We start from the raw sequence: 9,297 nt of genomic DNA on the forward strand, positions 1-9,297 counted from the left end.
CAGCGGCGAGAACGTTCCTTATGCCGCCGCGCTGCAGCATCTTCAGTGGCGCAGCTGCGCCAGCCAGTCGCCGAGCAGCACGGCAGCGGCTCGCTCCAGCGCCTGTGCGTGGCGTTTGGCATCGCGGCGCAGGGTGATCGGGTCGATCCCCGAACTGGCCAGTTCGCTGGCGTGCCCCAGCAGCCAATGCTCGAAGCGATCGCCGCGGGCTTCCGGATGGAACTGCAGGGCCAGCACGTTCGGCCCGCGGGCGAAGGCCTGGTTGCGGCACAGCGACGTCGAGGCGAGCCGGGTGCAGCCTTGCGGCAGGTCGAAGGTGTCGCCATGCCAATGCAGCACGGCCACGTCGTTCAGCGCGGCGAGCGGCTGGTACTCGGCCGCGGGCGCCAGATCGAGCGGCGACCAGCCGATTTCCCTGGCCGGCCCGGGGTACACGCGTGCGCCCAGGGCAGCGGCCATCAGCTGCGCGCCAAGGCAGATGCCCAGTGTCGGCCGGTCGGCTGCCAGGCGTGCACGCAGCAGTTGCAGCTCATCGCTGACGATGGGGTAGCTGTCGTGGTCGTAGACCCCGATGGGGCCGCCGAGCACCACCAGAAGGTCCGCGGTGAGTGGGTCGAGCTGGCTCAGGTCGCGTTCCGCGGCATCGATGTACTCGATCCGGTAACCGGCTGCGCGCAGCGGCGCCTCGAAGCTGCCAAGGTCTTCGAAACCGACGTGGCGGATGCCTTGCAGGGTGCGTTGGGTCATGCTGGGTGGTCCTTAGAGAGGGCCGGGCGCGCGGCCCTGGCCTGGAGAATATGTTCGAGGTCCTTGAGCGCGGCCGCCGCGGTGGCGAGCGGTTCGACGCCGCAGCCGATGGCGATGGTTTCGCCCATGGCATCGCTGCTGAGGCGGATCGCCTTGTTCTTGCCATTGACCTGAGCGAAAGGGTCGGACAGCGGGTAGGTCTTGATGCCGACGCTGGCGCGCAGCGTGCCGTTCACCCGCTCGAGACGGCCGACCAGCCTGGGCACCAGCCCCTGCTTCGCCCAGCTGTCGATACGCTGCGCCGTCACCGCGTGGATGCCCTCGACGTCGACATCCTCCATGGTCAGATCGGCGCCCAGGCCGAAGTTGGCCAGCAGCAGGAGTTTGCAGGCGGTATCCCAGCCTTCGGTGTCGTTGCGCGTGTCCGCTTCGGCGAAGCCGCCGGCCTGCGCCTCACGCAGCGCCGCGTCGAAGCCGAGCCCCTGGGTGCGCATGGCATCGAGCAGGTAGTTGGTGGTGGCGTTGAGGATGCCCTCGACGGCGAGCACCTGGCAGCCGGCCAGGCTGTGCTGGAGCAGATCCAGCGTGGGCAGGGCCGCCGCCGCGGCGCCGCTGAGTTTCAGCATGGCCCCCGAGGCGCGCGCGAGTTCGCGCAGCTGCGGGCCGCTGTGCACCAGTGCGCCTTTGCTTATGACGATGCAGTCCTGTCCGGCCGCCAGCGCCTCGCGCAGGTAGGCAAGGCCCGGCCCGCCGCTGCGGAAATCACTGGGGCCGGCTTCGATGAGCACCGACGCGCCGCTCGCCGCGATGAACGCGGGCCCCGTCAGACCGGGCTGCAGCGCGGCCAGCTGCCCGGCTTGCAGGCCGTTGGCGTCGGCCAGGCCGGCGCGCGAGCCACACACCGCGACCAGGCGCACGTCCACGCCGTAGACCTGGCGATAGCGGTCGCGGCGCTGCAGCAGCAGCTCGGCCGTGGCGCGACCGACGCCGCCGAAGCCGGCGATGGCCACCTTTAGCGTTTGCATGGCTTCGATCCTCGCGCGGTCAGCGGGCGAACAGGTTGCCGATGTCGGCAAAGGCCTTCATCTCGATGGCGTTGCCGCTTGGGTCCAGGAAGAACATGGTCGCCTGCTCGCCCGGCTCGCCCTTGAAGCGGATATAGGGCTCGATGATGAAATCGACGCCCGCTGCAGTAAGGCGTTCGGCGGCGTCCTGCCACTGCGCCATCGACAGCACCACGCCGAAATGCCGTACCGGCACGCCGTGGCCGTCTACCGCATTGGCCGGGCCGGCGCCGGCTTCACCGGGCGCCAGGTGTGCGACGATCTGGTGGCCGTAGAAATTGAAGTCGACCCACTCTGGCGAGCTGCGACCCTCGCTGCAACCGAGCAGGTTGCCGTAGAAGTCGCGGGCGGCGGCCAGGTCGTCAACCGGAAAGGCCAGGTGGAACGGGCATAGCGCAGTCATTGGAGTTCCCTCGTTGTGGGTGAGTGGAATCATCCTAGTCGGCGACAATGTTCATAAAAAACTATATGTTCTGATCATGAGCAAAACGGAAGCTTATCAATTGCCATGATCACCGAACTGCGCACCCTGATCGCCGTCGCCCGCTATGGCACCTTCAGTGCGGCGGGCGACCGGGTCGGCCTGACCCAGGCCGCGGTCAGCGGGCATATACGCCGTCTCGAGGACACCCTGGGCTTCGCCCTGTTCGATCGCACCGGGCGCTCGGCCACGCTGAATGCCGCCGGGCTGCGCACCCTGGCGCGCGCCGAGGCGCTGGTGTCCGCCTTCGATGCGCTCGGCGAGCCGACCCAGGACGAGGAGTGGGCCCAGCCCCTGGAGATCGGTGCGATCGCCTCGGTACAGGCGACCCTTCTGACCCGCGCGCTGGTGCCTTTCCGGCAGCGTTTCGCCAATGCGCGGGTGAACCTTCTGCCTGGGGTTTCCCTGCACCTGATGGACAGGGTGGAGGCGGGCGAACTGGACCTGGCCATTCTCATCCGCCCGGCCTTCGAGCCGCCGCGGGAGCTGGAATGGACGCCGCTGGTCCGCGAGCGCTACGCGCTGCTGGCGCCGGCGAGCGTGGCCGGCGAGGACTGGCGGGCGCTGATTTGCGAGCAGCCCTTCATTCGCTACGACCGCTCCTCGTTCGGTGGACGGCAGGTGGAACGCTATCTGCGCGACAACTCGCTCGCGCCGCAGGAGTGGATCGAGGTGGACGATATCCCGGCCATGCGCTCGATGGTGGAGAGCGGTCTCGGCGTGGCGGTGGTGCCGCTGACCGAAAGCATTCTGCCGCTCCCGGCCAGCGTTCGCGTCATCGAGCTTGGCCCGCTGCCGATCCACCGGGAAATCGGCGCGCTGTACCCCAGGGTCAGCCGCTCGGCGGCCGTGGCCGGCTTCATCGAGTGCCTGCAGGGCGTGGGCGTGGCCCGCTGAACGCGCGGCCCCACGCTGCATTTTCATTTTTTCTTTGAAACTCTTGGTGATCTGGCCGGCTTTTTCCGCGCGCACGCATGGCTCAGACTGGCGCTCATTTCGCCTACATCCATCGAATCAGGAGAGTGTCCATGAGTCCCGTTGCCTTCGCGCGTCAGCGCTACACCACCAAGGCTTACGATGCCAGCCGCCAGGTGGAGCAGGCGGTCATCGACGAGTTGCTCGAACTGCTGCGTCTGTCGCCTTCCTCGGTCAATTCGCAGCCCTGGCACTTCGTCGTGGCGAGCACGGCCGAAGGCAAGGCGCGTCTGGCCAAGGGCGCTCAGGAGGGTTTCGCCTACAACCGGCCGAAGATCCTCGACGCCTCCCATGTGATCCTGATCTGCACCCGGCGCGACATCGACGATGCCTACCTGGCCGAGCTGCTGGAGCAGGAAGCTGCCGATGGCCGCTTGCGCGACGAGGCCGCGCGCGCCACGCAGCACAACACCCGCAGCAGCTACGTCAATCTCCACCGCGGGCTCGACGACCTGCAGCACTGGATGGAGAAGCAGGCCTACCTCGCCCTGGGCACGCTGCTGCTGGGCGCGGCTTCCAAGGGCGTGGATGCCACGCCCATGGAAGGTATCGACCGCCAGGCGCTGGACGCCGAACTGGGCCTGACGGATCAGGGCCTGAGCAGCCTGGTCATGGTCGCGCTGGGGTATCGCAGCGACAGCGACTTCAACGCCGCGCTGCCGAAATCGCGCCTGCCGGCCGAGCGTGTCTTCACCCATCTCTGAGCCGGCCAGCCACGGCCCCTCTGCCGTTGCGCGCAGAGGGGCCTGCCCGCCACTTACTCCGGCAGTTTGGCGATCACCTTGATCTCGAAATCGAAGCCCGCCAGCCAGGTCACACCGATGGCGGTGACTGTCGGGTAGGGCGCCTCGCCCCAGTATTCGCCGGCCACTTCCCAGAGGGTCTCGAACTTCGCGTGGGGGTCGACCATGAAGATGGTGGTGTCGACCACGTCGTCGAAGCTGCAGCCGGCCTCGGCGAGGATCGCATTGAGGTTGGCGAAGGTGCGGCGTACCTGATCCTTCAGGTCGGGCTCGGGCGAGCCGTCCTTGCGGCTGCCGACCTGGCCGGACACGAACAGAAAGCCGTTGGAGCGAATCGCCGGCGAGTAGCGGTGCAGCTCGTACAGCGCATGGCGCTCGGGCGGGAAAACCACGTCACGTTTGCTGGTCATTGCATGTCTCCATCTGGGCCACGGCGGCCCGCTGTTTGCGATGGAGTCACTGTAAAAACGCAAGCGGCCTGGATAAACGAGCAACTCTGGTCATGACTGTTTGTAGAATCCAAACAATACAGTCATGAGCGAGACAGGAAATGGACCGTTTCGATGCGATGCAGGCCTTCGCCCGGGTGGTGGAGACCGGCAGCTTCACCCAGGCCGCCGCCACGTTGCACATGAGCAAGACCAGCGCCACGCAGCTGATCCAGCAGCTGGAGGCGCGCCTGCGCGTACGCCTGCTCAATCGCACCACGCGCAAGGTCAACGTCACGGCCGATGGCGCGGCGTATTACGAGCGGGTGGTGCGCCTGCTGGCCGACATGGACGACGCCGAGACCAGCCTGTCCAGCGCGGCGCTGGCGCCGCGGGGCCGTCTGCGCGTGGATGTGCCCAGCCCGCTGGCGCGCATGCTGCTGATACCGGCGCTGCCGGCCTTCTATGAGCGTTATCCGGAAATCCAGCTGACCATGGGGGTGAGCGACCGCATCGTCGACATCATCGGCGAGAACGTCGATTGCGTGGTGCGCGGCGGCGAGATCACCGACCAGTCGCTGGTGGCGCGGCATATAGGCGATCTGCAGCTCGGCATCTACGCCACGCCGGGCTATCTGCAGCGCGCCGGTATGCCGGGCCATCCACGGGAGCTGGGCGAGGGCGCGCACAGCACGGTGGGCTTTCTCTGGTCGCGCACCGGCAAGGCCCTGCCTTACGCCATGCAGCGCGGCGAGGAGCGCATCGAGGCCCAGGGCCGCCCGCTGCTGACGGTCGATGACGGCAATGCCTATCTCGCCGCCGGCCTGGCGGGGCTGGGCATGCTCTGGCTGCCGCACTACATGGCCAGGCCGCATCTGGCCAGCGGCGAGCTGGTGCGCCTGTTCGACGACTGGCAGATGACTCCGATGCCGATGTACCTCGCCTTCCCGCCGAATCGCCATGTCAGCGCCAAGCTGCGGGTGTTCATCGACTGGGTGGTGGGGCTGATGGCCGAGCATGCACCGCTGCAGCCGCGCCCGCCGGTGTGACGCGCATTCGGATCAGCCGGGCCGCTGGGCGAGCAGCTCGTCGAGGATGTTGAGGTTGAAGTGACGCTGCAGGGTGACGGCGAAGAACTGCTCGGCCACCTCCGGAATCTCCGCGTACAGCTGCAGCAGCCCGGCCTGCAGCTCATCCTGCACCACCACCGCGGGCAGCAGGGCAAGGTCGCCCGAGTCGCGTGCGAGCAGACGCAGCATGGCCATGTCGTCGACCTCGGCACAGATGTTCGGCTGCAGGTCGTGACTGTCGCAGAACAGCTCGAACTGGCTGCGGATGTCGCTGCTGCGCCCCGGCACGATCAGGCGCGCCTGCGGCAGGTCGCGGCGCAGCTCGAAGCTTTGCCCCGTGGTGCGCGGCGGGCCGACCAGGCACACCGTCTGGCGGTCTAGCAGACGGCAGCGCCAGGGCCGCTGGGCATCGCTGCTCACCGCCTGGTTGGTCAGCACCACATCCAGCTTGTGCAGGGCCAGGCGTTCCAGCAACTCGCCCAGGCTGCCGGACTCGAGGGTGATGCGCAGTTCGGCGCGGCCGAGAAAGGGCCGCAGCAGGTTTTCCTGGAAATTGCGCGACAGGGTCGCCACCGCGCCGATACGCAGCTGCCGGTTGGCTTGCAGCGCGCCCTGCAGGGTCATCTGCAGCTCGCTGCCGAGGGCGAAGATGCTCTCGGCGTAATCCAGCACCAGGCGCCCGGCCTCGGTCAGCAGCAGGTTGCGCCCGGAACGAATGAACAGTGGATGGCCAAGCTGCTCTTCGAGGGCGCGAATCTGCGTCGACAGCGCCGACTGGGCCACATGCAGTGACTGCGCGGCGCGGGTCAGGTTGCCTTCCTTGGCCACGGCCCAGAAATAGTGCAGGTGATGGAAGTTCAGGCGGCGCATTTTATGTTCTCTAAAGAAGAATGCTTGATTCTTATCAATCTATTTTAAATAAATAAAGCGCTGCCGGAGACTAATGTCGTCCTCATCTTCGGAGAGCACCCATGCCACCGGTCCTTACTGAATTGGCCAGCCTGCTGCCCTGGGTGTACGCCGTGGCCCTGGTGCCGGCGGCACTGGTCGCGGCCGGTCGCACCGGCGCTCTGTGGCGGCCCGCCCGACTGGCCGGCTACGCAGGTTTTGCCTTGGCCCTGGCCGCGCTGCTGCAAGCGACGCTGGACAGCCTGGAAAATGATCGCCTGGGCCTGGCCATGGCCACGCTGGTCAGCCTGCTGGCGCTGGTCATCATCGAGTTTTCCCACCGCTATCTGGACGGCGAGCCGGGGCAGCGCCGTTACGTACTGGCCTTGCTCGGCACCCTGGCATCGGTCGCGCTGGTGGTGACCAGCGGCGATCTGTACCTGCTGGTCGGTGCATGGATCGTTTCGAGCCTGTGCCTGCATCAGCTGCTGACCTTTTACCGCGACCGGCCGATGGCGCAGGTGGTGGCGCACAAGAAGTTTCTTGCCAGCCGCCTGGCCGATCTCTGTCTGCTGCTGGCGACCGTGCTGCTGGTGCGAGCCGCCGGCGGCAGCGAGATCGCGCTGATTCTCGAGCAGGTCGCCGCGCGCCAGGACAGTGGTGGCGCGCTGGGCTGGGATCTGCAGCTGGCCGCCATGTTGCTGGCGCTGGCGGTGATACTGAAATCCGCACAGCTGCCTGTGCACGGCTGGCTGATACAGGTGATGGAGGCCCCCACGCCGGTGTCGGCGCTGCTGCATGCCGGCCTGGTCAATCTGGGCGGCTTTCTCCTGCTGCGCTTCGCACCCTTGCTCTCGGCGGCGCCGGCTGCGCAGACGCTGCTGGTCGTGGTCGGCGGACTGACCGCGGTGCTGGCGGCCCTGGTGATGATGACGCGCATCAGCATCAAGGTACGTCTGGCCTGGTCCACCTGTGCGCAGATGGGCTTCATGCTGCTCGAGTGCGGGCTGGGCCTCTACGAACTGGCACTGGTGCATCTGCTGGCGCACTCGCTGTACAAGGCGCACGCCTTCCTCGCCTCCGGTGAAACGGTGCTGCAGGCGCGCCACCAGGCGCTGCAGGCACGGCGCCCGGCGCCGCGTCTTCGCTCGCTGCTGCTGGCGCTAGGACTGGCCGGCCTGGGTATCACGCTGCTTCACCAGCTCTGGCTGTACTGGCTGCCGACGCATCCGCTGCCGCTGGAAGCGCTGGCCATCGTCGCCGTCGGGCTGGCGCCCTGGTGCCTGCATCGCGGCGGTCTGGCCCATGGGCTGACGATGCTGATCCTGCTGCTCGGCCTGTATCTGCTGTGGCACCTGGGAGCCGCCTGGATACTGGGCGCCGACGCCACATCCGGGGCGCATTCGCTCTACCTGACGCTGCTGGCGCTCGGGCTGTTCGCCGCGCTGTACCTGGTGCAGGCATGCATCGTCGCCAGGCCCGAGGGCGTCCTGGCGCGGCGCCTGTACCCGGCAGCCTTCGCCGGATTCTTCCTTGACGAACACTTCACCCGCCTGACCTTCCGCCTGTGGCCGCCACGCCGGCCGGGCCTGCCCGTGAACGGAGAACGCTCATGACCGCTCTCGAACATTTCGTCGCCATCGACCGCGATCTGCTGCACGCCGCCGCCAGACGCGCGTGCGAGCGCATCGCGCCCACCTGGCCGCTGGATCGCATGATTGCCGTCAGCCCCCTCTGGGAACGGCGCGATCAGGCCTGGCAGGAGGTGGCCGAGCAGCTTTGGCGCCGCGCCGGCAGCCGACTGACGCTGGATGCGCAGGCGTATCGGCAGGCCCTGCAGGAAGGGCATTTCGATGGCCGTCACCTGCAGCAGGCGCTGGACGAGGCCGGCTCGAGCTGGACACCGGCGCAGCTGCTGCACCTGCTTCCCGCGCAGGATGCAGAGGCGTGCGGGCTGCCGCTGCTGGAGGACATGGCCGATGCCGAAATCGCCCTGCCAGGTTGGCCGACATTGATCACCCAGCAGATCGGGCAGTGCTGCGCGGCCTGGTTCGACGAGGCACAGGCCGACTGGCGTCCGGATCGCTCGGAAGGGCTGTATCAGGCCTGGCGCGCGGCCATGCTGCAGGATCGAGGACTCAGCGTGCTCAGTGCCTGTACCGAGCTGCGTCAGCGCATCGGCGAATTGCCGATGCAGCCGCAGGCGGCACTGGAGGTTGCGGTACAGCGCCTGGGGTTGGCGGCCGATGAGCTGGACGAATGGTTCGACTGCCTGTTGCTGCGCAGCCTTGGCTGGGCTTCCTGGTGCGCCTACCGGCGCTGGCAGGCACGGCTTCAGGGCGACGACGATGACAGCCTGCGGCAACTGCTGGCGATCCGCGCCGCGTGGGAATGGCTGGTGGATGATCGTCTGCGCCACGCCGGCAGCCGCTGGAGCAACTGGCGCGAGGCCTGGCAAGCAGCTCGCAGCCAGGTGCCTGCGGCCGGATGGCAGGCGCTGCTGCTGTGTCAGCGCGCCGAAGAGTTGGCCTGGCAGGAGCAGTTGCAGCAAGGCTTGCGCCGGCCCCAGGCGGTGCCGGCGCAGGCGCCCGAGCTGGCACGGGTGTATTTCTGCATCGACGTGCGTTCCGAACCTCTGCGTCGCGCCCTCGAGCAGGCCTGCCCGCAGGTGCGGACCGGTGGTTTTGCCGGCTTCTTCGGCCTGCCCATTGCCTACACGCCGCTGGGCACCGCCGCCACGCGCCCGCAGTTGCCCGGGTTGTTGGCCGCCCAGCTGGCGGTCAGCGACAGCTGCGGCGACAGCCAGCGCGACCGCGTGCTGGCCGAGCGGCGGCAGAAGCGTCTGGCGCGCCAGGGGCGGTGGCAGCTGTTCGAGCGCCTGCCGGCGTCGAGTTTCACCCT

At 67.8% G+C, this 9,297-nt stretch carries 10 protein-coding genes; 5 read left to right on the forward strand and 5 right to left on the reverse strand.

Annotation, left to right across the window (positions count from 1 at the left end):
* Window positions 1-42: 42 nt before the first annotated feature.
* Genes N7333_RS18060 through N7333_RS18070 form a run of 3 tightly spaced genes read right to left on the reverse strand, consistent with a single transcriptional unit; the run spans window position 43 to window position 2,214 of the window.
* Entirely contained in the window at window positions 43-747 is a 705-nt protein-coding gene (locus N7333_RS18060) for a glutamine amidotransferase (RefSeq protein ID WP_129482300.1), read from the reverse strand.
* The gene (locus N7333_RS18065) at window positions 744-1,772 is read right to left on the reverse strand and encodes a homoserine dehydrogenase (protein WP_129482301.1); all 1,029 of its coding nucleotides are present in this window, start codon (window positions 1,770-1,772) and stop codon (window positions 744-746) included. The genes N7333_RS18060 and N7333_RS18065 overlap by 4 nt, the downstream gene beginning before the upstream one ends.
* Window positions 1,773-1,791: 19 nt before the next feature.
* Window positions 1,792-2,214, reverse strand: coding sequence for a VOC family protein (locus tag N7333_RS18070; protein ID WP_003239706.1), 423 nt, complete (start codon window positions 2,212-2,214; stop codon window positions 1,792-1,794).
* 105 nt (window positions 2,215-2,319) lie between these two features.
* Here N7333_RS18070 and N7333_RS18075 point away from each other — a divergent pair, with 105 nt between their 5' ends.
* Entirely contained in the window at window positions 2,320-3,189 is an 870-nt protein-coding gene (locus N7333_RS18075) for a LysR family transcriptional regulator (RefSeq protein WP_129482302.1), read from the forward strand.
* Window positions 3,190-3,320: 131 nt separating this feature from the next.
* Entirely contained in the window at window positions 3,321-3,971 is a 651-nt protein-coding gene (gene nfsB, locus N7333_RS18080; protein WP_003239710.1) for an oxygen-insensitive NAD(P)H nitroreductase, read from the forward strand.
* Window positions 3,972-4,024: 53 nt separating this feature from the next.
* Here the strand turns inward: nfsB and N7333_RS18085 are convergent, their stop codons facing one another.
* Window positions 4,025-4,420 (reverse strand): RidA family protein, encoded by a 396-nt coding sequence (locus N7333_RS18085; protein WP_003239712.1) that lies wholly within the window; start codon window positions 4,418-4,420, stop codon window positions 4,025-4,027.
* Between the two features lie 140 nt (window positions 4,421-4,560).
* On the opposite strand from N7333_RS18085, the gene N7333_RS18090 reads away from it, so the two are divergent.
* Entirely contained in the window at window positions 4,561-5,487 is a 927-nt protein-coding gene (locus N7333_RS18090; protein ID WP_129482303.1) for a LysR family transcriptional regulator, read from the forward strand.
* A 12-nt stretch (window positions 5,488-5,499) separates the two neighbouring features.
* Here N7333_RS18090 and N7333_RS18095 read toward each other — a convergent pair whose 3' ends face one another.
* Window positions 5,500-6,378, reverse strand: a complete 879-nt coding sequence (locus N7333_RS18095) for a LysR family transcriptional regulator (protein ID WP_012018455.1) — start codon at window positions 6,376-6,378, stop codon at window positions 5,500-5,502.
* 101 nt (window positions 6,379-6,479) lie between these two features.
* Between N7333_RS18095 and N7333_RS18100 the strand changes: the two genes are divergently transcribed.
* Entirely contained in the window at window positions 6,480-8,012 is a 1,533-nt protein-coding gene (locus N7333_RS18100; protein ID WP_129482304.1) for an NADH-quinone oxidoreductase subunit L, read from the forward strand.
* Window positions 8,009-9,297 (forward strand): putative inorganic carbon transporter subunit DabA (locus N7333_RS18105; RefSeq protein ID WP_279859189.1); only part of this gene is annotated, 1,289 nt, incomplete at its 3' end. The genes N7333_RS18100 and N7333_RS18105, both read left to right, overlap by 4 nt.

This window comes from Pseudomonas sp. GD04158, from assembly GCF_029834875.1.
Classification (GTDB): Bacteria; Pseudomonadota; Gammaproteobacteria; order Pseudomonadales; family Pseudomonadaceae; genus Aquipseudomonas; species Aquipseudomonas hydrolytica.